At 67.4% G+C, this 25,243-nt stretch carries 28 protein-coding genes and 2 tRNA genes; 17 read left to right on the forward strand and 13 right to left on the reverse strand.

The window, feature by feature from the left end; genetic code table 11:
* Positions 1-2 precede the first annotated feature (2 nt).
* The 4 genes from FSZ13_RS07470 (at position 3) to FSZ13_RS07485 (ending at position 3,227) form a co-directional block, all read left to right on the forward strand.
* Positions 3-581: an anthranilate synthase component II gene (locus FSZ13_RS07470; RefSeq protein ID WP_145478920.1), complete on the forward strand. Its 579-nt coding sequence runs from the start codon at positions 3-5 to the stop codon at positions 579-581.
* A gap of 31 nt (positions 582-612) precedes the next feature.
* The gene (gene trpD, locus FSZ13_RS07475; protein WP_145478921.1) at positions 613-1,650 is read left to right on the forward strand and encodes an anthranilate phosphoribosyltransferase; all 1,038 of its coding nucleotides are present in this window, start codon (positions 613-615) and stop codon (positions 1,648-1,650) included.
* 63 nt (positions 1,651-1,713) lie between these two features.
* Positions 1,714-2,517: an indole-3-glycerol phosphate synthase TrpC gene (gene trpC / locus FSZ13_RS07480; RefSeq protein ID WP_145478922.1), complete on the forward strand. Its 804-nt coding sequence runs from the start codon at positions 1,714-1,716 to the stop codon at positions 2,515-2,517.
* Positions 2,514-3,227 carry a haloacid dehalogenase-like hydrolase gene (locus FSZ13_RS07485; protein WP_145478923.1) on the forward strand — a complete coding sequence of 238 codons (714 nt, stop codon included), beginning with the start codon at positions 2,514-2,516 and terminating at the stop codon, positions 3,225-3,227. Before trpC ends, FSZ13_RS07485 begins: the two co-directional genes overlap by 4 nt.
* A gap of 147 nt (positions 3,228-3,374) precedes the next feature.
* Here the strand turns inward: FSZ13_RS07485 and FSZ13_RS07490 are convergent, their stop codons facing one another.
* Together FSZ13_RS07490 and crp are read right to left on the reverse strand one after the other, a co-directional pair.
* The gene (locus FSZ13_RS07490) at positions 3,375-4,136 is read right to left on the reverse strand and encodes a sulfite exporter TauE/SafE family protein (protein WP_145478924.1); all 762 of its coding nucleotides are present in this window, start codon (positions 4,134-4,136) and stop codon (positions 3,375-3,377) included.
* A gap of 77 nt (positions 4,137-4,213) precedes the next feature.
* Positions 4,214-4,879, reverse strand: a complete 666-nt coding sequence (gene crp / locus FSZ13_RS07495) for a cAMP-activated global transcriptional regulator CRP (RefSeq protein WP_145478925.1) — start codon at positions 4,877-4,879, stop codon at positions 4,214-4,216.
* A gap of 171 nt (positions 4,880-5,050) precedes the next feature.
* Here crp and speD point away from each other — a divergent pair, with 171 nt between their 5' ends.
* Entirely contained in the window at positions 5,051-5,845 is a 795-nt protein-coding gene (gene speD / locus FSZ13_RS07500) for an adenosylmethionine decarboxylase (RefSeq protein WP_017354544.1), read from the forward strand.
* Between the two features lie 169 nt (positions 5,846-6,014).
* On the forward strand, positions 6,015-6,332 hold the full coding sequence (locus FSZ13_RS07505) for a DMT family transporter (RefSeq protein WP_068854281.1): 318 nt from the start codon (positions 6,015-6,017) through the stop codon (positions 6,330-6,332).
* 84 nt (positions 6,333-6,416) lie between these two features.
* Here the strand turns inward: FSZ13_RS07505 and coq7 are convergent, their stop codons facing one another.
* Positions 6,417-7,061 (reverse strand): 2-polyprenyl-3-methyl-6-methoxy-1,4-benzoquinone monooxygenase, encoded by a 645-nt coding sequence (gene coq7 / locus FSZ13_RS07510; protein WP_145478926.1) that lies wholly within the window; start codon positions 7,059-7,061, stop codon positions 6,417-6,419.
* Positions 7,062-7,243: 182 nt separating this feature from the next.
* Between coq7 and rplM the strand changes: the two genes are divergently transcribed.
* Both rplM and rpsI read left to right on the forward strand, forming a co-directional pair.
* Entirely contained in the window at positions 7,244-7,672 is a 429-nt protein-coding gene (gene rplM / locus FSZ13_RS07515) for a 50S ribosomal protein L13 (protein ID WP_145478927.1), read from the forward strand.
* A 2-nt stretch (positions 7,673-7,674) separates the two neighbouring features.
* Positions 7,675-8,067, forward strand: a complete 393-nt coding sequence (gene rpsI / locus FSZ13_RS07520) for a 30S ribosomal protein S9 (protein ID WP_017354549.1) — start codon at positions 7,675-7,677, stop codon at positions 8,065-8,067.
* Positions 8,068-8,167: 100 nt separating this feature from the next.
* On the opposite strand, the gene FSZ13_RS07525 is transcribed toward rpsI, so the two are convergent.
* Positions 8,168-8,803, reverse strand: coding sequence for an RNA pyrophosphohydrolase (locus FSZ13_RS07525; protein ID WP_145478928.1), 636 nt, complete (start codon positions 8,801-8,803; stop codon positions 8,168-8,170).
* Positions 8,804-8,922: 119 nt separating this feature from the next.
* Between FSZ13_RS07525 and FSZ13_RS07530 the strand changes: the two genes are divergently transcribed.
* The 3 genes from FSZ13_RS07530 (at position 8,923) to FSZ13_RS07540 (ending at position 9,515) form a co-directional block, all read left to right on the forward strand.
* Positions 8,923-8,999, forward strand: a tRNA-Met gene (locus FSZ13_RS07530).
* 49 nt (positions 9,000-9,048) lie between these two features.
* A tRNA-Gln gene (locus FSZ13_RS07535) sits at positions 9,049-9,123 on the forward strand.
* A gap of 182 nt (positions 9,124-9,305) precedes the next feature.
* Positions 9,306-9,515, forward strand: coding sequence for a (2Fe-2S)-binding protein (locus FSZ13_RS07540; RefSeq protein WP_068854279.1), 210 nt, complete (start codon positions 9,306-9,308; stop codon positions 9,513-9,515).
* A gap of 4 nt (positions 9,516-9,519) precedes the next feature.
* Here FSZ13_RS07540 and FSZ13_RS07545 read toward each other — a convergent pair whose 3' ends face one another.
* Complete coding sequence (locus FSZ13_RS07545; protein WP_145478929.1) at positions 9,520-10,473, reverse strand: hypothetical protein; 954 nt, start codon at positions 10,471-10,473, stop codon at positions 9,520-9,522.
* A gap of 142 nt (positions 10,474-10,615) precedes the next feature.
* On the opposite strand from FSZ13_RS07545, the gene bfr reads away from it, so the two are divergent.
* A complete protein-coding gene (bfr, locus tag FSZ13_RS07550; protein WP_145478930.1) occupies positions 10,616-11,086 on the forward strand; it encodes a bacterioferritin in 471 nt (156 codons plus the stop codon).
* A 1-nt stretch (position 11,087) separates the two neighbouring features.
* Here the strand turns inward: bfr and FSZ13_RS07555 are convergent, their stop codons facing one another.
* Genes FSZ13_RS07555 through FSZ13_RS07565 form a run of 3 tightly spaced genes read right to left on the reverse strand, consistent with a single transcriptional unit; the run spans position 11,088 to position 15,946 of the window.
* Positions 11,088-13,388, reverse strand: coding sequence for a hybrid sensor histidine kinase/response regulator (locus tag FSZ13_RS07555; RefSeq protein WP_186308898.1), 2,301 nt, complete (start codon positions 13,386-13,388; stop codon positions 11,088-11,090).
* A gap of 38 nt (positions 13,389-13,426) precedes the next feature.
* Positions 13,427-15,328 (reverse strand): EAL domain-containing protein, encoded by a 1,902-nt coding sequence (locus FSZ13_RS07560; RefSeq protein ID WP_428999977.1) that lies wholly within the window; start codon positions 15,326-15,328, stop codon positions 13,427-13,429.
* A complete protein-coding gene (locus tag FSZ13_RS07565) occupies positions 15,329-15,946 on the reverse strand; it encodes a DUF4126 domain-containing protein (protein WP_145478933.1) in 618 nt (205 codons plus the stop codon).
* Between the two features lie 183 nt (positions 15,947-16,129).
* Between FSZ13_RS07565 and FSZ13_RS07570 the strand changes: the two genes are divergently transcribed.
* The 5 genes from FSZ13_RS07570 to ampE all read left to right on the forward strand — a co-directional run bounded on the left by FSZ13_RS07570 (position 16,130) and on the right by ampE (position 19,740).
* Positions 16,130-16,885: a DUF6776 family protein gene (locus tag FSZ13_RS07570; protein WP_145478934.1), complete on the forward strand. Its 756-nt coding sequence runs from the start codon at positions 16,130-16,132 to the stop codon at positions 16,883-16,885.
* A 4-nt stretch (positions 16,886-16,889) separates the two neighbouring features.
* Positions 16,890-17,354, forward strand: coding sequence for a bactofilin family protein (locus FSZ13_RS07575; RefSeq protein ID WP_145479497.1), 465 nt, complete (start codon positions 16,890-16,892; stop codon positions 17,352-17,354).
* Positions 17,355-17,400: 46 nt separating this feature from the next.
* A complete protein-coding gene (erpA, locus tag FSZ13_RS07580) occupies positions 17,401-17,790 on the forward strand; it encodes an iron-sulfur cluster insertion protein ErpA (protein ID WP_145478935.1) in 390 nt (129 codons plus the stop codon).
* Positions 17,791-17,826: 36 nt separating this feature from the next.
* The gene (gene nudC, locus FSZ13_RS07585) at positions 17,827-18,732 is read left to right on the forward strand and encodes an NAD(+) diphosphatase (protein WP_145478936.1); all 906 of its coding nucleotides are present in this window, start codon (positions 17,827-17,829) and stop codon (positions 18,730-18,732) included.
* Between the two features lie 114 nt (positions 18,733-18,846).
* Complete coding sequence (gene ampE, locus FSZ13_RS07590; RefSeq protein WP_145478937.1) at positions 18,847-19,740, forward strand: regulatory signaling modulator protein AmpE; 894 nt, start codon at positions 18,847-18,849, stop codon at positions 19,738-19,740.
* A gap of 71 nt (positions 19,741-19,811) precedes the next feature.
* Here the strand turns inward: ampE and FSZ13_RS07595 are convergent, their stop codons facing one another.
* The 5 genes from FSZ13_RS07595 to yccS form a co-directional block, all read right to left on the reverse strand.
* A complete protein-coding gene (locus FSZ13_RS07595; RefSeq protein WP_145478938.1) occupies positions 19,812-20,240 on the reverse strand; it encodes a DUF2752 domain-containing protein in 429 nt (142 codons plus the stop codon).
* Between the two features lie 64 nt (positions 20,241-20,304).
* The gene (locus FSZ13_RS07600) at positions 20,305-20,583 is read right to left on the reverse strand and encodes a CD225/dispanin family protein (RefSeq protein WP_145478939.1); all 279 of its coding nucleotides are present in this window, start codon (positions 20,581-20,583) and stop codon (positions 20,305-20,307) included.
* A 43-nt stretch (positions 20,584-20,626) separates the two neighbouring features.
* Positions 20,627-20,917, reverse strand: coding sequence for a CD225/dispanin family protein (locus FSZ13_RS07605; protein ID WP_260844119.1), 291 nt, complete (start codon positions 20,915-20,917; stop codon positions 20,627-20,629).
* A gap of 199 nt (positions 20,918-21,116) precedes the next feature.
* Positions 21,117-23,006 (reverse strand): MFS transporter, encoded by a 1,890-nt coding sequence (locus FSZ13_RS07610; RefSeq protein ID WP_145478941.1) that lies wholly within the window; start codon positions 23,004-23,006, stop codon positions 21,117-21,119.
* Between the two features lie 51 nt (positions 23,007-23,057).
* Positions 23,058-25,241: a YccS family putative transporter gene (gene yccS / locus FSZ13_RS07615; protein ID WP_145478942.1), complete on the reverse strand. Its 2,184-nt coding sequence runs from the start codon at positions 25,239-25,241 to the stop codon at positions 23,058-23,060.
* Positions 25,242-25,243 lie beyond the last annotated feature (2 nt).

Here is a 25,243-nt window from a genome sequence, read left to right on the forward strand (position 1 = left end):
TCATGTTGTTGATGCTCGACAACTACGACAGCTTCACCTACAACCTCGTGCAGTACCTGCAGACGCTGGGCGCCGAAGTGAAGGTGGTGCGCAATGACGCGTTGAGCGTCGATGAGATCGCCGCGCTCGCGCCGGAGCGCATCGTGATCTCGCCCGGCCCGTGCACGCCCAACGAAGCGGGCGTGTCGTTGGAGCTGATCCGGCGGCTGGGGCCGACCACGCCGATCCTCGGCGTGTGCCTGGGCCACCAGGGCATCGGCCAGGTGTACGGCGGCGATGTCATCCGCGCCGGCACCATCATGCATGGCAAGACCTCGCCGATCCGGCACGAAGGCAAAGGCGTGTTCGCCGGCCTGCCGGATCGCTACCAGGCTACCCGCTACCACTCGCTGGTGGTGGACAAGACCACGCTGCCCGACTGCCTGGAAGTCACGGCCTGGACCGAGAACGAGGACGGCACGATCGAAGAGATCATGGGCCTGCGCCACCGGGAGTACCCAGTGGAGGGCGTGCAGTTCCATCCCGAATCGATCCTCACCGAGCATGGCCACGCCCTGCTGAAGAACTTCCTGCAGCGCTGAGGCGCCGCATCCGTACTGCAAAGGAATCCACATGACCTTCTCCCCCCAGGAAGCCCTGCAACGCACCATCGAACACCGCGAGATCTTCTTCGACGAGATGGTCGACCTGATGCGCCAGGTGATGCGCGGTGAGGTGTCGCCGGTAATGACCGCCGCGATCCTCACCGGCCTGCGGGTCAAGAAGGAAACCGTCGGCGAGATCGCGGGCGCGGCCACGGTGATGCGCGAGCTGGCGCTGGCCGTGCCGGTTGAAGACCGCACCCACCTGATCGATATCGTCGGTACCGGTGGCGATGGCTCGCATACCTTCAACATCTCCACCTGCGCGATGTTCGTGGTGGCCGCCGCCGGGGCCAAGGTCGCCAAGCACGGCAACCGCAGCGTGTCGTCCAAGTCCGGCAGCGCCGATGCGGTCGAAGCGCTGGGCGCGATCATCGAACTGCGTCCGGAGGAGGTGGCCCGCGCGATCAGTGAAACCGGCATCGGCTTCATGTTCGCGCCGATGCATCACCCCGCCATGAAGGTAGTGGCGCCGGTGCGGCGCGAAATGGGCGTGCGCACGATCTTCAACATCCTCGGTCCGCTGACCAACCCGGTCGGTGCCACCAACGTGCTGATGGGTGTGTTCCATCCGGACCTGGTCGGTATCCAGGCGCGCGTGCTGCGCGAGCTGGGGGCCGAGCGCGCCATGGTGGTGTGGGGCCGTGACAACATGGATGAGATCTCGCTCGGCGCCGGTACCCTGGTCGGCGAGCTGCGCGACGGCAAGGTGCGGGAATACGAAATCCATCCGGAGGATTTCGGCATTGCCATGTCGGCCAGCCGCAACCTGAAGGTCGGCGGCCCGGAGGAATCGATCGCCATGCTGTTGGGAGTGCTCGACAACGAAGCGGGTCCGGCGCTGGATATCGTGGCGCTCAACGCCGGCGCCGCGCTGTACGTGGCCGGGGTGGCCAGCAGCATTGCGGACGGCCTGGCCCGCGCCCGTGCGGCCATCGCCGACGGCAGCGCACGCCAGCGCATGCAGGATTACGTGGATGCGACCCAGCGCATCCGCCGCGCGGGCTGAGCCCGATTTCACGCTTTGCTGTGGGCTGGCCGATAATGGCCGGCCTGAAGGACCCCGAACGACATGAGCGACAAGAGCGACATCCTCGAGACCATCCTGGCCCGCAAGGCCGAAGAAGTGGCCGAGCGCCGTGCGCGGGTCCCGCTGGAAGCGCTGCAGGCGCGCCTGGCCGAGGCCCCGCCGGTGCGCGGCTTCGCCGACGCGCTGCGCGCGGCGATCGCGGCCGGCGACCCGGCGGTGATCGCCGAGGTGAAGAAGGCCAGCCCCTCCAAGGGTGTGATCCGACCGGACTTCCACCCGGCCGACATCGCGGTGAGCTATGAGTTTGGCGGCGCCAGCTGCCTGTCGGTGCTGACCGACGTGGACTTCTTCCAGGGCGACGACGCCTACCTGCAGCAGGCACGCGGGGCCTGCACCCTGCCGGTGCTGCGCAAGGACTTCGTGATCGATGCCTACCAGGTGTACGAAGCACGGGTGCTGGGCGCCGACTGCATCCTGTTGATCGTGGCCGCGCTGGAAGACCGCCAGCTGGCCGAGCTGTCCGACCTGGCGATGCAGCTGGGCATGGATGTGCTGGTGGAAGTGCACGACATCGACGAGCTGGAGCGCGCCATCCAGGTGCCGGTACCGCTGATCGGGATCAACAACCGCAACCTGCGTACCTTCGAGGTGTCGCTGCAGACCACCCTGGACATGCGCCAGGCGGTGCCGCGCGACCGCCTGCTGGTGACCGAGAGCGGCATCCTCGGGCCCGATGACGTGGCGCTGATGCGGGGCAACGGGATCAACGCCTTCCTCGTCGGCGAGGCCTTCATGCGGGTGGAAGAGCCCGGCGAGGGCCTGCGTCAGCTATTCTTCAACGCATGACTGCGACCTACCCGACTCCGCACGACGACGCGCCGCTGGTGGTGTTCGACTTCGACCACACCCTGTACGACGGCGATTCCGGCAGCCACCTGTTCGCGTCGCTGATCAAGCGCAACCCGTTGCGGCTGCTCGCTGCGCTGCTGGTAACGCCGGTGGCGGGGCCGCTGGTGGCGATGTTGCCGACCCGGCGTACCGGCATTTCGGTCTATGTCTGGATCGCCACGTTCGGGTTGCACCGTGCGCGCGAGTTCAACCGCGTGATCGACGCTTACGTGATCAAGCACGAGGCGCAGCTGCGCGCCAAGCTGCTGCCGGAGGCGCTGGCGGTGTTCGCCGCGCACCGGGCGCAGGGCGACCGGGTGGTGGTGGCGACCGGCGCGCCGCCGGAGCTGGCCCGCGCCATCCTGGCGTTTGTCGCCCATCAGGGCGTGCCGGTGATCGGCAGTGAAGTGGGCCCGCGCTTCGGTGCGGTTGGTGCCACGCGCCATTGCCACAACGAAGAGAAGATGCGCATGCTGCGCGAGCGCGGCTATGGCGACATCGATGTGGCCTATTCGGACAGCACCGCGGACCTGCCGTTGCTGCTGGCAGCGAAGGAGCCGGTGGTGGTGAACCCGAAGGTGTCCAAGGTCGCGTACTTCCGCCAGGTGCTGAAGCCCGGCACGCGGATCCTCAACTGGGGTTGCGTGGATCGCGGCGGCGACCGCTGAGGCGTATCGACCAACGGTCGATACCTACCGTTGGCGCGCCTTGCCGGTATGCGCAGCGGGCGCCCCGGCCACGCGCCGGTAGCGCCCCCGGCCACATCCCGGTAGCGCCCTACCGTTGGTAGGGCGACGGCGCACCGCGCCGCGCTTTTACCCCGCCAGCCAACCGCGCACCGCGCCGCCGATCTGGTACAGGCTGATCGACAGCACCAGCACGCCCACGGCCACCAGCACCCAGCGCTCCTTGACCCGCTTCACCAGCACCGCCGCCAGAGGCGCGGCCATCATGCCGCCGATCAGCAGGCCGGCCACGATGTTCAGGTACTGCAGGCCCATCGACAGCAGGAAGGTGATCGACACCGCCAGGGTCACCACGAACTCGGCGGCATTCACCGTGCCAATGGTCGTGCGCGCCTGGCCGCCACGGGCGAGCAGGGTAGAGGTGGCCACCGGGCCCCATCCGCCGCCGCCACTGGCGTCCAGCAGCCCGGCGAAGAAGCCCAGCACCGGGACCCGCTTCACTTCCTGGCGCGGCACCAGCCGCCCGGCCGCGCGCAGCAGGATGAAGATGGCCAGGATCAGCAGGTAAACGTAAATGAAGGGACGGATCGCCTCGCCTGGCAGCTGGGTCAGCACATAGGCGCCGACCACGCCGCCCACCGCGCCGGGCAGGGCCAGGCGCAGGAACAGCCGCTTGTCCACATTGCCGGCCACCAGGTGCGAAACGCCGGATGCGCCTGTCGTGAACACCTCGGCGGTGTGCACGCTTGCGCTGACCGCAGCCGGTGGCAGGCCCATGCTGAGCATCACCGACGAGGACACCAGCCCGAAAGCCATGCCCAGCGCGCCGTCGACCAGCTGCGCGCCAAGACCGATCAGGATGAACCAGTAGAATTCGCTGCCAGGAGTCATGCCATCACCCTAACGGCAACGCGTGAAAGACGCTGTCATGCCCGTCGGTAGCGCCGGCCGTTGGCCGGCAACCGGAATCAGCGGGTGCCGTACAGCACCACCGTCTTGCCACGGGCGTGCAGCAGCCCGTCGCTCTGCAGTTTCTTCAGCACCCGCCCGGCCATTTCACGCGAGCAGCCGACCAGCCGCGCCAGCTCCTGGCGGGACACGCGCAGCTGGGTGCCCTGCGGGTGGCTCATGGCTTCCGGTTCGCGGGCCAGGTCGTGCAGGGTCCTTACGATCCGGTCGGTGACGTCCAGGAAGGCCAGCCGGCTGGCCTTGCGGCTGGTGTCGAGCAGGCGCTTGGACACCTGCTGGCCCAGCGCGTACAGCAGCCGCGGGGCGTCGGTGGAGAGCGGCCCCAGGAACAGCTGGTGCAGGCGCTCGTAGCTGATCTCGGCCAGCTCGCAGGGGGTACGGGTGCGCAGGATCACCTCCCGGCGTTCGGTTTCCACGAACAGGCCCATCTCGCCCACGAACTCGCCCGAGCCGAAGTAGCCCAGGACCAGTTCGCGGTCGTCCTCTTCCTCGGCAATTATGGAGACCGAGCCGCTGATCACGTAGTACAGGGTGCCGGCGGGGTCGCCGGGACGGAAGACATCGGTGCGGGCCGGGTAGCGGCGTCGGTGGCTGTGGGCCAGAAAGCGATCTATGGTGGCGATGTCCAGGGCCAATGGACTCGTGGCAAGGCGCACAGATGACACGTTGAGGCGCTCCCTTTGCTCATGAACAATTCACGGCTATGTGCCGCGAGCTTAACGATCAGGGTTGTGAAGGGCAAACCCCAACACACCAACTTGTTTCAATGCAAGTTTCGCCCTCGATCAGTTTGCCCCATAATTGATCCTTTCCCACCACACACAGGATCGACCGCCGTGGTCAAGCCGTTGCCTCGCCTGAGGTTGCAGGGTTTCAACAACCTCACCAAGGCGCTGAGCTTCAACATCTATGACGTGTGTTACGCGCGCACCGAAGAGGAGCGCCAGCGTTACATTGAATACATCGATGAAGAGTACAACGCCGATAGGCTGACTCAAATCTTGACCGATGTCGCCGAGATCATCGGTGCCAACATCCTCAACGTCGCGCGCCAGGACTACGATCCGCAGGGCGCTTCGGTGACGATCCTGATCTCCGAAGAGCCGGTGATCGACAAGAAGCTGGCGGGCAAGGAGTTGATCTCCGATGCCGTGGTAGCGCACATGGACAAGAGCCACATCACTGTCCATACCTACCCCGAGACCCACCCGCAGGAAGGCATCGCGACGTTCCGCGCGGACATCGACGTGGCTACCTGTGGCGTGATTTCGCCGCTGAAGGCGCTGAACTACCTGATCGAGAGCCTGGAATCGGACATCGTGATCATGGACTACCGCGTCCGTGGCTTCACCCGTGACGTGAAGGGCAAGAAGCACTACATCGATCACAAGATCAACTCGATCCAGAACTTCCTGGCCAAGAACATCAAGTCGCGGTACGAGATGTTCGACGTCAACGTCTACCAGGAAAACATCTTCCACACGAAGATGCACCTGAAGGACTTCGACCTGGACCAGTACCTGTTCGAGGAGAAGGCCAAGAACATCTCGTTCAAGGAACGCATGAAGATCGAAGCGCTGCTCAAGCGCGAGATCGAAGAGCTGTTCCACGGCCGCAACCTGTCCGAGTAAGACCACGCGGAATCGTCCGGGCCCCGGCCCGGACGACGCTGCACCAGGCGGGACGTCCCGCCCTGTGGAACATCTGTTTTGCGCAGAATCATTGTTCCACGGCATGCTACCGATGACGGTCCGGTGTGAAGACACCGGGCCGTTTTGCTTTTGTTTAGGAGGCACCCCCATGCCCTGGATCTACCTGCTGCTCGCCGGCATCTTCGAAATCGGCTTCGCGATCGGAATGAAATACTCGGACGGCTTCAGTAAGCCGCTACCCACCCTCGCCACGGTTGGGGCGGCATTGGTAAGCCTGTATCTGATGAGCCAGGCGATGAAATCGATCCCGGTGGGCACCGCCTACGCGATCTGGACCGGCATCGGTGCGCTGGGCGTGGCCACGCTGGGGATCTTCCTGTTCGGCGACAGCGCCTCGGCGCCGCGGCTGGCCTGCATCGGCCTGATCGTGGCCGGTGTGATCGGGCTCAAATTGGTCTCCGGTTGATCCGGTAGCGCCGGCCGTTGGCCGGCCCTCCTGGACGTTGACGGATTGCATCGGCCGGCCAACGGCCGGCGCTACCCGTGCCTGTTATAGCCGGTACGCGATGGTCTTCATGGCGTTGGACGCCAAGGCCATCACGCCCGGGATCGGGAATGGCAGCTTCCGCGCGCCGGCATGCTCGGCATGGTCGGCATGGCGCGCCTCGTCGATCTTCATCACCTTGAGGATCTCGCGGCTGCGCTGGTCGACCGGGGGCAGGGTGTCCAGGTGTTCGTCCAGATGGGCTTCCACCTGGCGCTCGGTTTCCACCACGAAGCCCAGGTTCCAGCCATCCCCGCGCAGCCCGGCCAGCGTGCCGATGGTGTAGCTGCCGGCGTACCAGATCGGGTTGAACAGGCTGGGTCGGCTGTCCAGTTCGCGCAGGCGCTGGGCGCACCAGGCCAGGTGATCGGTTTCTTCCTGGGCCGCTTCCAGCAGGTGGGCACGGGTTCCGGGCTCCCGGGCCACTGCGGCCTGGCCGAAGTACAGGCCCTGCGCGCAGACTTCGCCGACATGGTTGATCCGCATCAGCCCGGCCGCATGGCGGCGGGCAGGCGTGGGCATGGGCACGTCCGGGGTCGCCGCGGCCGGGTAGGGGCGGCTTGCCGGCGGGTTCCCGAACACCGTGTCCAGCGCACGCTGGGCCTCGGTCAGCAGGTGGTCGAGCGGGGTGATCTGGCGGAGCGCGGTCATGCGGTTGGGCGTTGCAGCGGGGGAGGACTCGATTCTGGCCCCCCGGGGGCGCCCTGCCAACCCGCAACGGGGGCGATTTGCATGTGCGGGGGTTGGCCGGTACAATCCCGCCTCTTCACAACGCGTGGCAGAGTTCCGGCCGTTCCATGGCCGCAATGAGCCCGACCTACCTGAGTTCTTTCATGAGCACTTTCACTGCAAAGTCCGAGACCGTCCAGCGCGACTGGTATCTCGTCGACGCTTCCGGCAAGACGCTGGGCCGTCTGTCCACCGAGCTGGCCCGCCGTCTGCGCGGCAAGCACAAGCCGGTCTACACCCCCCACGTTGATACCGGTGATTACCTGGTTGTCATCAATGCAGAAAAGATTGCCGTCACCGGCAAGAAGCTGCAGGACAAGCTGTACCACCGCTTCACTGGCTACATCGGCAACCTGAAGACCGAAACCCTGGCCCAGGCGCTCGAGCGCCACCCGGAACGCGTCATCGAAACCGCCGTCAAGGGCATGCTGCCGAAGGGCCCGCTGGGCCGCGCCATGTACCGCAAGCTCAAGGTGTACTCGGGTTCCGAGCACCCGCACGCCGCTCAGCAGCCCCAGGTTCTGGATATCTAATCATGGCTATCACTCAAAACTACGGCACCGGTCGCCGCAAGTCCTCCACCGCCCGCGTGTTCCTGCGCAAGGGCGCCGGCAACATCACCGTCAATGGCCGTCCGCTGGACGAGTTCTTTGGTCGTGAAACCGCACGCATGATCGTGCGTCAGCCGCTGGAACTGACCAAGAACACCGAATCGTTCGACATCATGGTCACCGCCGCTGGCGGCGGCACCACCGGCCAGGCCGGTGCGATCCGCCTGGGCATCGCCCGCGCGCTGGTCGAGTACGACGAAACCCTGAAGTCCGAGCTGCGCAAGGCTGGCTTCATGACCCGTGACGCCCGTGAAGTCGAGCGTAAAAAGGTCGGCCTGCACAAGGCACGTCGCGCCACCCAGTTCTCCAAGCGCTGATCCATCGCGCCTGGCGTGGGATCCTCCGGGATCCCGCTGGGAGGAAAGCAAAAGCCCGGCTTCGGCCGGGCTTTTGTCGTTCAGGGATCCGCAGCGCGGCTCAGACCGCGCCCGGTTCGCCCTTGGCCTTGCTGCGTGGCCAGTAGCCGCCGCCCCGCTTGGGCGCCGGTGCGCGCTTGCGCGGGCGGTCGTGCCCCGCTGCATTGCCGGGCATCCACGCTTCCTGCGCCGACCGGGGCATCGAGTCCACGCCGCTGCCGGCCACGCCCCGCGCCAACGGGGCCAGGTGGCGCAATGCCCGCGCGTACACGCCGCGCTTGAACATCACCACATGTTCCACCGGGTACCAGAAGTCGACCCAGCGCCACTGGTCGAACTCGGGGCTGTCGGTATGGTCCAGTTTCACGTGCGATTCGTCGCCGGCAAGGCGCAGCAGGAACCACACCTGCTTCTGGCCGATGCAGACCTGCTTCTCATTGCGGCGGACAGCCCGGGCCGGCAGGCGATAGCGCAGCCAGCCCGGCGTCGCGCCAAGCACTTCCACGTGCTCGGGCAACAGGCCGGTTTCTTCATGCAACTCGCGATACATGGCTTCGACAGGCGTCTCGTCGGTATTCATGCCGCCCTGCGGGAACTGCCAGCCATCCCGGCGCACGCGTCGTGCCCAGAACACCTGCCCGTCCTGCCGCATCAGCACGATGCCGACGTTCGGTCGATAGCCGTCCGGATCGATCACGATGCGGACTCCTAGAAAATCTACTGTCCGGGACTGTGACACGCCCGCTGCCCACTCACAAGCGTGATGAAAAAGTGTTGACAGATTCCGTTTACATGTCCAGAATTGCCGGCTCCCTAGGCTATGTAGCTCAGCCGGTTAGAGCACAGCACTCATAATGCTGGGGTCGGTGGTTCGAGTCCACCCATAGCCACCAAGTCCGCTTGGTTTTGTAGGGAAAAAGTGCAATAATCGCACGCAGATATTGCCCCGTCGCCAAGCGGTAAGGCACCTGACTCTGACTCAGGCATTCGGTGGTTCGAATCCATCCGGGGCAGCCAAACACGAAAGAGACCGATCGAAAGATCGGTCTCTTTTTTTGTGTCCCGGGCCGGCCGATGCGCACGACCTGAACGGGTCCGCTGAACCGTATCGAGAATGATTCAGTTACGAAATTGACAACCATTCTCGTTTCGATTGGAATAGCCGCAGGCCGATCCGCGCCTGCCTGCCGAGTCCGCACGTGTACGTCTGCATCTGCAACGGGGTTACCGACCACCAGATCCGCGAAGCCGCCCAGAGCGGTGTCGCCAGCGTCTCCGAGCTGACCATGCGCACCGGTTGCGGTGCCACCTGCGGGTCCTGCCTGGACATGGCGGCCGACCTGCTGGCCAAGGCCCGCAACACCCACGACCTGCCGCTGCCGGTGCTGGGGTTGGCCCAGGTCGCCTGAGGTTCTACCGCATGTACAGGCGTTCGAAGGTGGACGGAAGGTCCGCCAGCTCACGCTGCAGGTAATCCACGCGGCCTATTGATTCCAGCCAGGCCAGGAACACTTCGTCGGTAACGCACGTGCGAACCTCGTCGAGCAGGTGCGTACGGACCTGCTGTGGGAGCCAGTCGGCGATGGGGATGGTCTCGCCGCTTTCGGTTGTGGTCGAGGGTCGCAGGAGATGTGACCAGCCCCACGTGATCGCCGGGTAGCCATCAAATTGCAGTTCAGACGGAGCGCGCTTCAGGCCGGTAAGCAGGTCGTGGGCGCCGATCAGCCACACGATCATCTGTGCCCGCCAATGCGGCGACTCGATGGCCAGTACGGAGCGGAACCAGCCCCTCACCTGCGATGGTGGAAGATACTTCGCGCACAGCAACAGGCATGCGCTGAGGTCGCCGCTGGCGTCCCACCACCGCCACACCTGGTTCGGGTTCCGATTCGAGCGATGCAGCAGCTGCCCGAGCACGATGTCCCCCTGCTGCCAACAGCTCGGTTCCATCAGGACGCGCCCCAGGGTCGCAAGGACATCCTGCTGGAAGCCCGGATACACGGAGTCCTTGGTGCCGTTGGGGTAGTGCGCCATGAACCCGGTGACCAGAAGCTCTGTCAGTGTCTCGCCCACCCACTCGCGGTCATCGGGCACGCGCTGTGCAAGCAGGTAGTGGAACCAGTCGCGCCACTCCTGCCGCTGGCCGAACGACACGACGCCCGACGCGATTTCTGCGAGCGGCGCCAGGATGTCGCGGGCCGGCAGTGCATTCAGGTCGCCCATCAGCTCAGGGAAGTGGCGTCGATCATCTCCCATGAACCAGGCCTCGCCCATGGGAGTCTTCGGCATGCGGCAATGGTCACGCAGCCGAGCGAGCGCCGCAGGGTCGATCCCTGTCCCCGGTCGCCACACATATCCTAGGTTCATGCGCCTTCCATCCGATGGATTTCACGTTGCCTGAATGAAACGACTTCTGGCGGGATTGCGCAACTAAGGTTGATTCGCGTTCCTTCATCGGTCAGCGCAACGCGCTACAGTGCCGGCGTTTTCACGCTGCAGGAGCAGGGTCATGAAAGGCGACGCCAAGGTCATCGAATTCCTCAACAAGGTCCTCTACAACGAGCTGACCGCGATCAACCAGTACTTCCTGCACGCCAAGATGCTGAAGAACTGGGGTCTGAAGGAACTGGCCGACCACGAGTACAAAGAATCGATCGAGGAGATGAAGCACGCCGACGTGCTCTCCGATCGCATCCTGTTCCTTGAAGGGCTGCCGAACTTCCAGGCGCTCGGCAAGCTGCGCATCGGCGAAAACCCCACCGAGATCCTGCAGTGCGACCTGGCGCTGGAACGCGAGGGCACCGTGACGCTGCGCGACGCGGTGGCCTACGCCGATTCGATTGGCGATTACGTCAGCCGCCAGCTGTTCGTGAAGATCCTCGACAACGAGGAAGAGCATATCGACTGGCTGGAAACCCAGCTCGACCTGATCGAACGCATCGGCGAGCCGAACTACCTGCTCACCAAGCTGGAAGACTGAGTCAGCGCGCGGCCGTGGCGCGCACGCTGGCCTGGTAGCCGGCCAGGGCCAGTCGCGCACGCGCGTACTCGGCAATCAGCAGCGCCACGGCCACCGCCGGGCGCTCCAGGGTGCCGGCGCGGGCGTCGTGTTCAATCCGACGTGCCGCCACCGACAATGCCATCGCACCTACGTTCGCACTCGCCGATTTGAGGCTGTGCGCCAGCGCGCGCAGCTTTTCCAGGTCGGCCGCCACCGACGCATCCTGCAACTGGCGGATCAGCGGCGGGGTGTCCTCCAGGAACACGCCGATGATGGTCGCGGTCTCGGCGCCGATCACCTCCTGCAGTTCATCCAGCACCTCGGCGTCGAGCACGGGCGGGCTGGGCTCGTCACTGCCTTCGAGCGGCGTCGGCAGCGGCAGCGGCAGCGGCGGGGGCGTGGCAAGGGCATCGGCAGTGGGCGTTGCCGCGCGCGTGTTGCGCGCGTCGGCCGCGTTGTCTTCCATCCGGAACTGCCAGCGCAGCAGGCAGGCCTGCAGCGATTCGCGGTTGACCGGCTTGGACAGGTAATCGTCCATGCCCGCCTGCAGGCAGCGCTCGCGGTCGCCGGCCATCGCATTGGCGGTCATGGCCACGATCGGCAGGCGGGTACGTCCCTGCGCCGCTTCCTGCTCGCGCCAGCGACGGGTGGCGCTGTAGCCATCCAGCACCGGCATCTGGCAGTCCATCAGGACCAGGTCGAACGGGTGCGCCTGCAGTTGCTGCAGCCCCTGTTCGCCGTCGGTGGCCGTGGTGACCGTGCAGCCCAGCACCTGCAGCAGGCGCTGGGCAACCAGCAGGTTGGTGCTGTTGTCTTCGACCAGCAGCAGGCGCAGGCCCAGCTGGGGCGCCTCGACCGGGCTGCCGTAGGACTCGACGCTGGCCAGCAGGGGCGCTGGGCGCGCGCTGACCTGGGCCGGGCGCAGCAGCGCGTGCAGCAGCGCGTCATCGGTGTCGCGCGGCAGGGCCTGGGTGTTCTCGCGCAGCAGCGCCGCCAGCGGCTCCTCGCCCTGCAGCCACAGCAACCGCGGCGCCGGGCTGCGGGTGTCGTGCAGCACCGCGCGATGCAGCGCGGTGGCGCCGTGGCGCAGCGCGTGCGTATCGGCGATCACCCAGGCCAGGTCCGGTTCGATGCCGGGCCGTACCGGGGCGCGCAGGATGTCCAGCGCGGCCGAGGCGCTGTCCACCGTGTGCAGGCGGATGTCGTGGAGCTGCAGCACGCGCTGCAGGCGCTGCACCAGCAGCGGGTCTTCGCTGATCAGCAGCGCGCGGGTGGTTGCCGGTTGCGCCGGCAGGTCGCCGGCCACCTTCAACAGCGGTATCTCGAACCAGAACGTGGCGCCGTGGCGCGGCGTTGAACTCACCCCGATCTCGCCGTGCATCAGGTCGATGATGCGCCTGCAGATCGCCAGGCCCAGGCCAGTGCCGCCGTAGATGCGGGTGGTCGAGGCGTCGGCCTGGCTGAACGACTGGAACAGGCGTGCCTGCTGGGTGCCGTCGATGCCGATGCCGGTGTCGATCACTTCGAAACGCAGCTGGTGCTGGCTGGCGGTCTCGCCCTGGCGGACTACCCTCAGGCGGATCTGGCCGCGTTCGGTGAACTTGATCGCATTGACCATCAGGTTGCCCAGCACCTGGCGCAGCCGCACCGGGTCGCCGCGCACCGACAGCCGCACCGACGGGTCCAGCTCGAGCGAGACCGCCAGGCCCTTGGCCTCGGCACTGCGCTGCATCAGCTGGACGATGCCTTCAAGCAGCTCGCGCAGGTTGAAGGTGGTGATCTCCAGGTCCAGGCCCTTGGCCTCCAGACGGGAGTAATCGAGGATGTCGTCGACGATGCGCAGCAACTGCTGCGAGCTGACCGTGGCGGTGGCCAGCATCTGCCGCTGGTCGCTGCCCAGCTGGCCGCGTGCGATCAGGTCCAGCATCGGCAGGATGCCGTTGAGCGGGGTGCGGATTTCGTGGCTCATGGTGGCCAGGAACTCGCCCTTGGCGAGCGCGGCCGCTTCGGCGGCCTGCTTGGCCTGCAGCAGCTCCTGCTCGAGCATGTCCTGCTGCTGCATGGCGCGCTGCAGGTGGTCGCGCTCGCCGGCCAGGGCCTCATGGCGGCGCTGGCCCAGCGCCAGTTGCGCCTGCAGGTCGCGCCAGCGGCCTACCGCCAGCAGTGCGGCGAGCACGCCGGTTGCCGCCGTGGCGGTGGCGATCAGCGTCCACGGACCGCTCGCGCCCGCCAGCGACATCCCGCTGGCGGTAGCGGCCAGCGCGGCGGCAACCGCCGCCAGCCAGAGTGTGAAGGGAACCCGTCCGTGGGCCGTCATGCTCAGAGCACCGCGGTGTGGAAGTCGAAGTTCAGTTCGCTCCCGGCCGACTGCACCATGTTGCCCTGGATGTAGTCGACGCCCCCCATCCACATCGCCGCCGCGGCCTGCGGATCCTCGATCTGCTGGCCGATGATCATCGCCCCGGCACGGTGCGCCGCATCGATGGCGGCGCGCAGTTCATCGCGGGTCTGCTGGTTGGCATGGGCGCTGGAGAAACGTGCGGCCATGCGCACGAATGCCAGTGGCAGCTGGCTCAACAACGCGTTGGCCTCGCCACCGGGCTCGAACTGGCTCAGGCAGAAGCGCACCCCCGCCGCGCTCATGCGCGTGCAGAACTGCTGCAGGGTGACGGTGTGGATGAGCGCATCGGGCAGGCGCACGTCGATGACCAGCGCGGCGCCGGGCAGCTGGCGCTGCTGCAGGGTTTCCAGCAGCCAGTCGGTGAAGGCGTCGCGGGCGAGGGTGCGCAGCGACTGCGACACGAACAGGCTCAGCGGCTGGGTGGCGTGCCGGTACAGGTCGAGCAGGCCGAGTGCGTGGTCCAGCACCTGCTGGTCCAGGTCGGCGATGCGCCCGGCCGCTTCCGCGGCGGGAATCACCTGGCCGGCATTGAGCACGCTGCCGTCGGCCTGGCGCAGGCGCAGCAGCACCTGGTACTGCGCGGTGTTGCCACCGGCCACCGCGACGATCGGTTGGTAGGCCGGTTCCAGCTGGCCTTCCAGCATGGCCAGGTGTTCCTGCGCGGCGACTTCCTCGCGGCGTACGTGCGCGGCCACGCCCGACGGCAGCAGGCGTGCCTGCAGGGTGGTGCGCTCCACCGCTTCCAGCGCGGTGCCGGCGTCGCTGAAGCCGGTCGACAACGGCGCATGGCCCACCACGCCGCGCAGGTGCACCGATTCCTCATCGCGGATCACGAACGCGCGCGCGGACAGCTCGTCGCGCAGCCGGTGCGCCATCGCGTCCAGGGTTTCCTCGTCCACGCCGCGGGCCAGCACCAGGAAGCTGTTGTCGTTCAACCGCGCCAGCAGGTGCGGGTGCGCGTTGTCGGCCAGGCGCTGCGCGGCCTGCACCATCAGCCGTTCGAACGCGGCATAGCCGTACCGCTCGCGCAGGCCCAGTGCACTGGCCACTTCGATGAAGAACAGGCCGCCCTGCCCGCCGTGCGCCAGCGCGTGGGTCAGCTGCTGCATCACGTGGTGGCGGGTCGGCAGGCCGGTCTCTGGGTTGTTCATGGCCGGCGCGCCCTGCACGCCGGGTTGCATCGCCGCCTGTGCGCGGGCGCGGCGGATCCGGTTGGAGACCGCCGCGATCAGGTGGCGCGGCCGGATCGGCTTGCTCAGGAAATCATCCGCACCGCTGTCGAGCACCTCGAACTGGCGTTCCGGATCGGGGTCGCCGCTGAGGAACACGATCGGCAGCAGCTGCTGGCCCGGCTGCTGGCGGATCAGCGCGGTCAGGCGCATGCCGTCCAGGCCCGGCAGGTGCAGGTCCATCAGGATCAGGTCGGGGCGCTGCTCGTTGATCACCTGCTGCACGCCTTCGGCGTCGTTGTGCACGATCGCTTCCATGCCCGCGCCGTGCAGCACGCTCTGCGCGAACAGGGCCTGGGAACGGTCATCCTCGACGATCAGCACGCGGTAAGGCGCCTCGCTGCCCAGCGGAAGCGGTTCAGCATCGTCCTGCCACTGCGCCGGCGGCAGCAGCGGCGGCGTCGGCGCGCCGGGCGCGGCGCTGCCGGCGTTGAGCGGCACCACGTTGCTGGGCGCGCGGCTCGCAGCGGGCATCTCCGCGCTGGCCCAGCGCTGCCAGTGGTCGGCGGGCGGGGTCTCGGCGCGAGTGGCGCGGGTGGATGCAACAGCGTTGTCTTGGACGGCCATCAGTACTCCCAGTCTGCGGCGCAATTATGCGGTATCGCGGGTGGCGGGATCGCGGCTCGCCGGTTGCCGCAGGAGCCAGCGCATGCCCCGCCACAACGTGCGCCAGACCAGCCAGACCACCACGGCCCCGATCAGGCTGCAGGCGACGACTACGACCAGGGCGATCCACGGATGCGCCAGCGCCAGCGCCAATCCACCCACCACCACGGTGTCTTCGGCAGCCGAGGCGACCCAGTTGCTGGCCGGCTCGGGCGAGGTGTTGAGCAGCGCGCGGGTTCCGGACTTGAGCCCATGGCTGGCCAGCGCCACCCCGGCCCCGGCGGCGAGCACGGAGGGGCTCAGCTCGCCGCTGGGCGACAGCGTCGCCGCGGCCAGGAACGCGCCGGCCGGTACCCGGGCCACGGTCTGGATGAGGTCCCAGGCCGAGTCCACCCCGGGAATCTTGTCGGCCACGAACTCGGTGACGGCCAGCGCGGCCGACGTGCCCAGCACCCACCAGGATTCGGTGGCCTGCAGGGCCGGCGGCAGCTCGACCCAGCCGAGCAGGCCGGCCAGGCCGACGCCGAACACGGTCAGGTACACGCGGATGCCGGCCAGCCAGGCCAGCAGGATGCCGATCACGAACAGGTGGGCCTCGGTCATGACAGGCGCTCCGGCGGCAAAGTGTGCACAGGCCCACACTATCGGGGATGACGTGACTGAACGCTACTGCCCGGGGTGGGGTCAGGGGCGAAAAATGTGCCACCCGTGACTTACACTAGGAAGTCGCTCATCCCGTCAGGGGTTGTGTCGGTATCGCCTACGGGCGTTGCCGCCGTATCCGCCATGAACAATCCGACACCTTCCCGAATCCAGATCCGGCGCCCGGGTACCCCGGTCGCGCCCGATCGTCGTCGGCTGCTGATCCTGGCCGGGATCTGGCTGGCCAGCCTGGTCGTGGCCGCGCTGCTGGGCCGCTGGCTGGGGAGCCCCGGCGGCGATGTCGGCCGCCAGCTGGACGCCGCGCAGACCCGCGCCGAGACCCTGCAGAAGCAGGTGGTGGAACTGCAGCAGGCCCAGGCCACCCTGCAGGCCTCCGATCGCATCAGCCGCGCGGCCAACAACGAGGTGCAGGCCTCGCTGGGCGAGCGCGACGAGGAAATCGCCGGCCTGCGCGCCGACGTGGCCTTCTATGAGCGGCTGGTCGGCGCCACCAGCCAGCGCAAGGGCCTTAACACCCATTCCATCCAGTTCTCGCCGGAAGCGGGCGGTACCTGGCAGTACGCCGTGGTGCTGACGCAGAACCTGAACCGTGGCGCGATCAGCCAAGGCCAGATGCGCTTTACGATCGAAGGCGTCAAGGACGGCAAGTTGACCTCGGTCAGCTGGGACGAGCTGCACCAGCGCACCAAGGTGCCGGGCCAGGAGTATTCCTTCCGGTACTTCCAGCAGCTCACCGGCAGCGTCATGTTGCCGAAGGACTTCACCCCGCAGCGCGTGCGGGTCACGCTGGGAACCGGCGCGGGGGGCGCCACCCAGGTATTCGACTGGAAGCAGGCCGGTGCACCGGCTGCAGCAGCAACGGCAAATGAAGGGGAGTAAACCGATGTTTGGCAGCAACAAATCCAACCGCGACGGGCACCTGGTCGTGGACGCGCTGATCGGCGCGCAGGTGATGATCCGTGGGGACGTGGAATTCAGTGGCGGGCTGTACGTGGAAGGCACCATCCTGGGCAAGGTGATCGCCCAGGAGGGCGCGACCAGCGCCACCCTGACCCTGGCCGAGCAGGGCAGCATCGAGGGTGAGATCCGTGCCCACGTGGTGGTGGTCAGCGGTCGCCTGGACGGCGACGTGCACGCCAGCGAGCGGGTCGAGCTGACCCCCAGTGCCCGCGTCACCGGCAACATCCACTACCAGGTGGTGGAAATGAACGCCGGCGCCCAGCTGACCGGTCGCCTGATCCACGGCGGCGCGCAGATGGCCCTGCCGCCGCCGGCCGAACCCGCCGACGCGGGGAAGGACGGCAAGGACGGCAACGCCCGCAGGAAGCTCGCCGACGCCATGGCCTGAATGGCCGGTGCTTGAAAGCGTGCCCATGCGCCCCCATGCTGGGTGCATGAGCACGCTTGTTTCCCTGCCCGGCGCCCCTGCCGCCGCGCCGAACTACCAGTCGCTGGACCGTCCGCTGAACTTCACCGAGGCCGCTGCGGCCAAGGTCAAGGAACTGATCCAGGACGAAGCCAGCGATGCGCTGGCCCTGCGCGTCTACATCCAGGGCGGCGGGTGTTCCGGCTTCCAGTACGGCTTCGAGTTCGACGAGAACCGTGCCGACGACGATCTCGCCGTGGACACCAACGGTGTGACCCTGCTGGTCGATCCGTTGAGCCTGCAGTACCTCATGGGCGCCGAAGTGGACTACACCGAAAGCCTGACCGGCGCGCAGTTCGTGATCCGCAATCCGAATGCGAAGACCACCTGTGGCTGCGGCAGCAGTTTCAGCATGTGACTTGCTGTTCGAGGTGAATAGCGGCAGGCTTTACCGATGTCCAACGTCTCTTTGCCGCTCGCCGGTTTCGCTTTCACCACCGATCCCCTTGAACGCGCCGACACGCTGCGCGACGACGCCGATGCGTTGCTGCGGCTGTGGCCGGCCGCGCGCGTGCTGGTCATCGACGCCGACGGCCGCGCGCTGGCCGGTGACGACGGCCAACCGCTGGCACTGACCGGCGAACAGCTCGGCGGCGGCCCCGGTACCGCCATCTTCCTGGGCCTGCGCGGTGAGCAGGCCTGGTTCTCGGTCGAATCGGCCGCCGTTGACGCCAGCGCACCGCAGCGCGTGGACCTGCGCGAATCGGCCAGCACCTGGTCGGCCGCCGACGCCAGCGCGTTCTGCTACGCCCGCGGCATGGCGTACTGGCAGTCGCGCACCCGTTTCTGCGGCGTCTGCGGCGGCGCGGTCGCCTTTACCCGCGGTGGCTTCATCGGCCGCTGCGCCAAGTGCAACACCGAACATTACCCACGCGTGGACCCGGCGGTGATCGTCGCGGTGGAGAACAATGGCCGCCTGCTGCTCGGCCGCCAGGCCAACTGGGCGCCGCGCCGCTATTCGGTGCTGGCCGGCTTCGTCGAGCCCGGCGAATCGCTGGAACAGACCGTGGTGCGCGAAGTGTTCGAGGAGAGCCGGGTGCGGGTGCGGCAGTGCCGGTACCTGGGCACCCAGCCGTGGCCCTTCCCGGGTGCGCTGATGCTGGGCTTCAGCGCCACCGCCGAGGACGACGTGCCTACCGTGGACGGCGAGCTGGAAGACGCGCGCTGGTTCACCGCCGAGGAAGTGGGCGCGGCGTTGTCCCGGGACATCGAAGATGATGGGGAAGGCATCCGCCTGTCGCCGCCGATCTCGATCTCGCGCAGCCTGATCGAACACTGGTACCGCACGCAGGTCAGCTGAGCGGGGCACTGCATTGCCGCTGCCTGAACACGCGGCGGCATACACTGCCCAGGACCCCGGGCACTGGCCGGGGCGCACGGCATAGTAGCGGCCAGAAACCGAACGGAGGCAGTCATGTTCACCACCCTGGTCGCAGTCCTGGTTGCCCTGGCGCTGGGCCATGTCGCGCCCGCCGCAGCGGTGGCATTGCGCCGGTTCGGGATCTACCGGCGGTGGCTGCAGTGGCTGGACCGGCACGCGGCCGAAGCCGGCTTCTGGCGCGGGCGGCATGGCTGGGTGGTGGCCCTGCTGCCGTTCGTGCTGGGCCTGGCCCTGCTGCAATGGCTGTTCCACGACCGCTTGTTCGGACTGCCGTCGCTGCTGCTGGGGATCGCCACGCTGGTGATCTGCTGGGGCCCGCGCGACCTGGATCGCGATGTGGAAGCGGTGATCGACGCCGACGATGCGCCAACCCGGCACGCGGCCATCGGCCAGTTGCAGTCGGCCGGTGGCAGCGTGCATGAAGACCTTCCGTCGCTGGTGGAGGTGACCCTGCGCAACGCGCTGCGGCGCTGGTTCGCGGTGCTGTTCTGGTTCCTGCTGCTGGGCCCGGTGGGCGCGCTGGCGTACCGCCTGCTCGCCCTGCTGGCGGTCGGCCCGATGCGATCGCTGGCGGACGTGGAGACCGTGGTCGGCGCGCGCCAGGTGCTGTCGTGGCTGGAATGGCCGGTGGCGCAGCTGATGTCGCTGTCGATGGCGCTGGTGGGCAACTTCGATACCGCGTACAAGGCGTGGCGACAGGCGCACGGCAACCGCTGGACAGCCTCCACCGACTTCCTCGGCGCGGTGGCGCGTGCCAGCGTCAGCGCCGAGCTGCGCGAAGACGCGCACGATTACAGCGATGCAGGCATGGTGCCGGTCTGGCGGCGGTTGCCGGAACTGCGCGATGCGATGAGCCTGGTCTGGCGCATGCTGCTGCTGTGGATGGCGGCATTGGCGCTGCTGGTGATTGCCGGCTGGGTGACCTGAAGCGCACGCCTCGTCGGTCCGGGAAACCTGTGCTTGATCGGCAGCGCCGGCAGTTGGCCGGCCCAGGCGGTCTATGCCGCGCCCGGAGCCAACAGGACAAATGGCATCCACGGCAGGTTGCGCATCACGGCATACCCCACCAGCACCACCAGCCAGACCATGGGATTGGCCAGGACCCGCATCAGCGGGTCCAGTGCCCGCATGCGCACGCCCGCGGTGTTGAGCAGCATCAGCAGCAGGAACGGCAGCGAGATCACCAGCAGCGGGTTCATCGCCATCGCGCCGGCCCAGTCCAGGTGCACCAGTGAGTACAGGCAGCGGGTACTGCCGCATCCAGGGCAGTACAGCCCGGTCAGTGCATACATCGGGCAGCCCGGCAGCGGGCTGTTGGCCGCGTACGGGCTGACGTGGCGCAGCACCACGGCGGCGCCGGCGGCCAGGGTGGCCGTGACCGCCAGGGGCGCCCAACGCGCGAGGGTGGAACGGGATGGCAGGGTCATGACGGCAGAACGGCCCGAGCCGGGCACCCTGCGCGGGTGCCGGACCGGGCCGTCCACGGGGCGATCAGTAGTTGCTGCCGCCCATCGCGCCGCCGACGCCCATCACCACCACCAGGATGATGTACAGGGTGATGGCGACCACGCCGATGATGGCCGACCACATGGCCCACTTCTTGGCGTTGTTCGACGATTCCTGCGCGCCGGCGATGTCACCGGCAGCGAGCTTGCCGTTGACCTGCGCGGCGTACACGATCGAGACGATGCCGGCCGGCAGGCAGCAGAACAGGGTGGTCAGGATCGCCCAGACCAGGTTGTTGGGGACTTGCGGGGCAGTGGCGTTCATCGGTGAAGCTCCATTTTCTCGGGTGGGTTGAACAAAGGATGTTTCACAGGTCGGAAAGAGCGCCCAGCGCGGCCATGCCGCCGAACAGGCCAAACCACGCCAGCAGCAGCACCGGCAGGGCCAGGGCCGACGCCAATGCCCAGCCACCGGCCTTGCGCGATGCATCGTACGCACCGGCCAGGTCGCCCGCCGCGCGGCGGCCATCGACCTGTGCCGCGTACACGATCGACACCACACCCAACGGCAGGCAGCAGAACAGCGTCGTCAGGATCGCCCAGACCAGATGGTTGGGAACGACAACACCCGACGGGGCAGGCGGCGGTAAATGATTCACGTGCGACTCCATTCCATTGGTTGTCTCTTGGCATCTCCCAATGCCGAGTGACATCCCCTATGGGCGGTAATCTAACCGATGTTCCTGCCAATGTATGCGTTTACATGACCGCCGCTGGCGCCTTCCGGCGGATGCGGCGGGGACGGAAGGGCGCGCCATCGACGCTGTTGGCCGCCCGTTCCGCCAGCTTTTGCCGCTTTTACCCGTGATCGCCGCGCAGCGCGCGCACCTGCGCTTCCAGCCCTTCGGCGGTCGCGCTGGCACCGTCGACCGGCGCCGCGGCGATCACCTCGATGTGGGCGCGCAGGCGGCGCGGCACCCGCATGCGACCCAGCCGGCTGTCGCGCCGGCTCCACATGCTGGCCCACATGCCGCGCAGCGCCATCGGCACCACCGGCACCGGCCGCCGCTCCAGGATCTTCTCCACCCCGGACTTGAAGGCGGCCATTTCGCCGTCGCGGGTGAGCGCGCCTTCGGGGAAGATGCAGACCAGTTCGCCTTCGGCCAGCGCGCGGTCCACTTCATCGAACGCGGCCTGCATCAGCGCGGGGTCTTCACGCGCACCGGCAATCGGAATGGCTTTGGCGGTGCGGAAGATCCAACGCATCACCGGGATGTTGAAGATCTTGTAGTACATGACGAAGCGCACCGGGCGCGGGATCGTCGCCGACAGGATCAGCGCGTCCATGTAGCTGACGTGGTTGCACACGATCAGCGCCGCGCCCTCGTCGGGCACATGGGCTTCGATGCCGTGCGGGCGCAGCCGGTACAGGAAGCGCACCATCACCCAGCTGAGGAAGCGCATCAGGAATTCGGGGACGATGGTGAAGATGTAGATCGCCACCACGGCGTTGGCGATGGCCAGGGCCAGGAACAGCTGCGGGATGGTCCAGTGCAGGAACTTCTGCGTGGCCAGCGCGATCAGGGCGGCGGCGACGATGAAACCGGAGTTCTGGATGTTGAGCGCGGCGAACACGCGCGACATTTCCGACTTCGGCGTGCGGCTCTGGATCAGCGCGAACAGCGGCACCACGAAGAAGCCGGTGAACAGGCCGATGCCGACCAGATCGATGATGATGCGTACGCTGCCCGGCGCCGCCACGAAGGCGGCCACGCCGAGGCCGGCGGTGGTCGCGGTGCCCGCGCGCGCGAAGTACAGGTCCAGCATGAAGGCGGTCATGCCGAACGCGCCCAGCGGCACCAGGCCGATTTCAACGGTGCGCCCGGACAGCTTCTCGCACAGCAGCGAGCCCACGCCGGTGCCGACGGAGAACAGCGCCAGCGCGAAGATGTACAGGGTCGGCTGACCGCCCAGGTTGACCACCGCATAGGTCGGCAGCTGCGAGGTAAGCATGGTGCCGACGAACCAGAACCAGGACACGCCGAGGATCGCGTTGGCCACGGCCTTCTGCTTCTTGGCCAGGCGCAGTACCGCGAGCGATTCGGGGATGGGGTTCCAGTTGATCTTCAGGTCCGGCGCGCCGGCGTCCACCCTGGGAATCATGCGTGCGGTGATGTTGCCGGCAATGGCCAGCGCGATCACCGCCGTTGCGGCCACGATCGGGCCATGGCTGCCGGCCAGGGTGAAGATGATGCCGCCGCTGATCATGCCGGTGAGGATCGACATCGAGGTGCCCATTTCGACCAGGCCGTTGCCGCCGGTGAGTTCTTCGGGCTTGAGTACCGAGGGCAGCACTGAATACTTCACCGGGCCGAACAGGGTCGACTGCAGGCCCGTGCAGAACAGCGCGACCAGCAGGACCGGCATGCTCTGGGTGAGGAAGCCGACCGCGGCCAGCGACATGATCGCGATCTCCATCGTGGTGGTGATCACGATCAGGCGCGATTTCTCCAGCTTCTCGGCGATCTGCCCGGCCAGGGCGGAGAACAGGAAGTAAGGCAGGATGAAGATGGCCGGCGCCAGCGTGGTGTACAGCGACTGCTCGGCCTGGCTGACGCCGAGGTAGAACAGCAGGCCGATGATGGCCTGGCGGTACACGTTGTCGTTGAACGCACCCAGCGACTGGACGATGAAGAACGGCAGGAAGCGGCGCTGCTTGAGCAGGGCGAACTGGCTATGGCCGGACATGGGATCTCCTTGCGAGCCGGCAGCCTACCATTCCGGGGGTCACACCCGACATCAGCGGGGCGGGGACCTGCCGCCGATTTCATTCGCGGCCGCGCGCAGTCTGGGCAGCAGGCGCAGCATCAGGCCGATCTGGGTGCGGATCAGCTGCAGCTTGGGCGGCATGTCGTCGCTCAGCTGCTCCAGCTGTTCGGCCAGGGCGCGGTCGCTGTCGTTGCCGTCTTCGGGAACGGGCTCGCGCCGTTCCAGCGCGCCGGCGATCTGCTGCATGGCCTGCTGCACGCGTTCGCCGCTGGAGCGGGCGAGCGGATCCTGGGCATAGCTGTCGAGCTGGGCACGATGGGCGCCGAGCGCGGAGAGGTGACCCAGCAGGGTGTTGGACAAGGCCAGGAAACGGAAGCCGGCGTCGAGGTTGCCGCGCACGTGGCCGGGCTCGCGCAGCATGTTGGACAGGGCGGTGGACAGGGCGACGTCTGCGTTGTGCATGTCGCGGCGCGCGATGCGGTAGGCCAGGTCGTCCTGCATGCCGCTGCCGTACTGGCCGAGCACGGCCTGCAGGTAGCCGGCGCAGCGCTGCAGCACGCGGGCCATGACCAGGTCGAGGCGGCGGCCCTGCCAGTCGGGCAGGATCAGGAACGCGGCGGCCGCGGCGATGGCGCAGCCGAGCAGCGTGTCCACCAGGCGCGGCCAGATCAGCAGGAAGCCGTCGCCGATCAGGTTGAAGCAGGTCAGCGCCATGACGGTGATGGCCGCGGAGGCGACCAGGTAGCGGTCGCTGCGGGTGAAGAAGAACAGCAGGGCCGAGAGCAGGGCGATCAGCAGTTCGATGCGCAGGTCGTGGAACAGCTGCAGCAGCGCCCAGGTGAGGACCAGGCCGATCAGGGTGCCGGCGATGCGTTGGGCCAGGCGTTGCCGGGTGGCGCCGAAGCTGGGGCGGCAGACGAACACGATGGTAAGCAGCACCCAGGAGCCGTTCTGGGTGTTGAACAGGCGGATGGCGATGAAGCCGACGATGAGGGCCAGTGCCATGCGCAGGCCGTGGCGGAACAGCACCGAGCCGGGGGTGAGCTGCTGGCGGATGCGGACGCCCATTTCGCGCAGGGTGTGCGGGTTGGTGTCGCGCAGGCGGGTGTCGACGTTGTCGAGGGTGGATTCGGACCGTGCCGCTTCGGACAGGCGACGTTCGATGCTTTGCAGGTTCTGCCCGAGCAGGTCGAGCGAGGACAGCAGGCGCTGCCACTGGGGGTTGTGCTGGGCGCGCAGCCAGGCGAGCGAGTCGGTGAGGTCGGCGGTGGCCTGGCGGGTGCGCTCGCCGTAGTCGAAAGGACGGCGCAGGCGGATGGCGGTGCCGAGACTGGCGCAGGCCTCGCCCTGCAGCGCGAGCAGGCGCTGGCAGCGGTACAGCACGTCGCTGTGGAAGAAGGCGTCGGTGAGCGCGCCGTAGGGATAGTGGGACGAGCTGGCGCGTTCGTGGAAGTCCTGCGCCATGTAGTACAGGCGCAGGTACAGGCCGGACTGCACGCCGGGCCGGCCGGAGCGGCCGAAGCGGGCCAGGATCGCGGTCTTGGCGATGTTGAGGGCTTCGACCACGCGGCGGTTCTGTTCGGCCAAGGCGAGCTGGCGCTTCTGAACGTCGGCGTCGCGGACCGGTTCGAACAGGTCGGCCTTGAGCTGGAGGTAACGGCCGAGTTCGAGGAAGACGCGGGCGACGCGTTCGCGCACGGGGCGGTTGGCGAACAGCGCGGTCCAGAGGATGGAGAGCAGGCCGTACCAGAGCGCACCGGCGAGCAGGTGGCTGACCGCGCTGAAGGCCTGGGCGCGGTCGGCGGCACCATGCTGCTCGAGGCCGATCATGGTGTAGATGGCGAGGGTGACGGTGGCCTGGGCGATGGAGGCGTAGCGCTCGCCCAATGCGCCGAGCAGGGTCAGGCCGAAGGTGGCCACCGCGAGGGCGGCGATGAACAGCCAGGGCCAGGCGAACAGTTCGACCACGGCGGCGGCGGCCAGCACGAAGCAGAGCAGGGACAGCGCGACGGACTTGGTGCGGCCCCACCAGTTGTCGTCGGTTTCGGCAATGGCGCTGGCGATGATGCCGAGGAACACGCCGGGCAGGGCGGGCAGCTGGTCCAGGTGCCAGCACACGCCCATGGCGACCGACAATGCGATGAACACCCGCAGGCCATAGCTGGCCTTTTCATGCGCCCAGAGGCGAGTCAGGCGGGATTCTCGGGCGGACATGC

It is taken from the genome of Stenotrophomonas rhizophila (assembly GCF_007667275.1).
In the GTDB taxonomy this organism is placed as follows: Bacteria; Pseudomonadota; Gammaproteobacteria; order Xanthomonadales; family Xanthomonadaceae; genus Stenotrophomonas; species Stenotrophomonas maltophilia_AE.

What these genes read in the sequence shown, in the direction of transcription:
- FSZ13_RS07470 (WP_145478920.1), top strand. Translation starts at nt 3, where the DNA reads ATGTTGTTGATGCTCGACAACTACGACAGCTTCACCTACAACCTCGTG.
- trpD (WP_145478921.1), top strand. Translation starts at nt 613, where the DNA reads ATGACCTTCTCCCCCCAGGAAGCCCTGCAACGCACCATCGAACACCGC.
- trpC (WP_145478922.1), top strand. Translation starts at nt 1,714, where the DNA reads ATGAGCGACAAGAGCGACATCCTCGAGACCATCCTGGCCCGCAAGGCC.
- FSZ13_RS07485 (WP_145478923.1), top strand. Translation starts at nt 2,514, where the DNA reads ATGACTGCGACCTACCCGACTCCGCACGACGACGCGCCGCTGGTGGTG.
- FSZ13_RS07490 (WP_145478924.1), bottom strand. Translation starts at nt 4,136, where the DNA reads ATGACTCCTGGCAGCGAATTCTACTGGTTCATCCTGATCGGTCTTGGC.
- FSZ13_RS07505 (WP_068854281.1), top strand. Translation starts at nt 6,015, where the DNA reads ATGCCCTGGATCTACCTGCTGCTCGCCGGCATCTTCGAAATCGGCTTC.
- coq7 (WP_145478926.1), bottom strand. Translation starts at nt 7,061, where the DNA reads ATGACCGCGCTCCGCCAGATCACCCCGCTCGACCACCTGCTGACCGAG.
- rplM (WP_145478927.1), top strand. Translation starts at nt 7,244, where the DNA reads ATGAGCACTTTCACTGCAAAGTCCGAGACCGTCCAGCGCGACTGGTAT.
- rpsI (WP_017354549.1), top strand. Translation starts at nt 7,675, where the DNA reads ATGGCTATCACTCAAAACTACGGCACCGGTCGCCGCAAGTCCTCCACC.
- FSZ13_RS07545 (WP_145478929.1), bottom strand. Translation starts at nt 10,473, where the DNA reads ATGAACCTAGGATATGTGTGGCGACCGGGGACAGGGATCGACCCTGCG.
- bfr (WP_145478930.1), top strand. Translation starts at nt 10,616, where the DNA reads ATGAAAGGCGACGCCAAGGTCATCGAATTCCTCAACAAGGTCCTCTAC.
- FSZ13_RS07565 (WP_145478933.1), bottom strand. Translation starts at nt 15,946, where the DNA reads ATGACCGAGGCCCACCTGTTCGTGATCGGCATCCTGCTGGCCTGGCTG.
- FSZ13_RS07570 (WP_145478934.1), top strand. Translation starts at nt 16,130, where the DNA reads ATGAACAATCCGACACCTTCCCGAATCCAGATCCGGCGCCCGGGTACC.
- FSZ13_RS07575 (WP_145479497.1), top strand. Translation starts at nt 16,890, where the DNA reads ATGTTTGGCAGCAACAAATCCAACCGCGACGGGCACCTGGTCGTGGAC.
- erpA (WP_145478935.1), top strand. Translation starts at nt 17,401, where the DNA reads ATGAGCACGCTTGTTTCCCTGCCCGGCGCCCCTGCCGCCGCGCCGAAC.
- nudC (WP_145478936.1), top strand. Translation starts at nt 17,827, where the DNA reads ATGTCCAACGTCTCTTTGCCGCTCGCCGGTTTCGCTTTCACCACCGAT.
- ampE (WP_145478937.1), top strand. Translation starts at nt 18,847, where the DNA reads ATGTTCACCACCCTGGTCGCAGTCCTGGTTGCCCTGGCGCTGGGCCAT.
- FSZ13_RS07595 (WP_145478938.1), bottom strand. Translation starts at nt 20,240, where the DNA reads ATGACCCTGCCATCCCGTTCCACCCTCGCGCGTTGGGCGCCCCTGGCG.
- FSZ13_RS07600 (WP_145478939.1), bottom strand. Translation starts at nt 20,583, where the DNA reads ATGAACGCCACTGCCCCGCAAGTCCCCAACAACCTGGTCTGGGCGATC.
- FSZ13_RS07610 (WP_145478941.1), bottom strand. Translation starts at nt 23,006, where the DNA reads ATGTCCGGCCATAGCCAGTTCGCCCTGCTCAAGCAGCGCCGCTTCCTG.
- yccS (WP_145478942.1), bottom strand. Translation starts at nt 25,241, where the DNA reads ATGTCCGCCCGAGAATCCCGCCTGACTCGCCTCTGGGCGCATGAAAAG.